The 656-nt window shown below is 44.2% G+C and carries 1 protein-coding gene; it reads left to right on the plus strand.

From position 1 onward, the window contains the following. Nucleotides 1-547, plus strand: a 547-nt coding sequence (locus ACWHAR_RS28125) for a glucose PTS transporter subunit EIIB (protein WP_452088575.1), incomplete at its 5' end; no start/stop codon positions are given. Between the last annotated feature and the right edge of the window lie 109 nt (nucleotides 548-656).

Raw genomic sequence — 656 nt, forward strand, 5'->3', positions numbered from 1 at the left:
GCCGATTGAGTTTGCATTTATGTTTTTATCTCCGCTTTTATACGCTGTTCACGCGGTCTTAACCGGGTTATGTTTATTTATCGTCAACTGGCTCGGCATCCGTTCAGGCTTCTCTTTTTCAGCCGGAGCTATCGATTATGTGCTCAGCTATGGAATCGCGGAAAAACCGCTGCTTCTGCTTTTGGTAGGTATATGCTATGCAGCGGTATACTTTATCGTGTTTTATGTACTGATTAAGGCTTTGAATTTAAAAACGCCTGGACGGGAAGACGATGATGTGGATGAAGTGCTGGATGAAAATACTGTTCAGGATGTAAATGAAAACATCATGCTGAAAGGGCTCGGCGGAAAAGAAAACCTTCAAACCATTGATCATTGCGCCACAAGGCTGCGACTGACTGTGAAGGATACCGCTTTGGTGGATGAAGCGCTGCTAAAGAAAGCAGGCGCAAAAGGGGTTGTCAAATCGGGCGGGCAATCGGTTCAAGTCATTATTGGCCCGAATGTGGAATTTGCAGCTGAGGAATTGAGGGCTGCTGTCAAATAAAAAAGCGGAGAGGGCAACCTCTCCGCTTTTTCTTATTTATCTTCGTTATCCTTTGAGGTTTCGGAAGAATCTTCGTCATGTTTTGTGTAATCATAATCAGAAGGATTCA

The organism is Bacillus sp. LR--39, assembly GCF_053613335.1.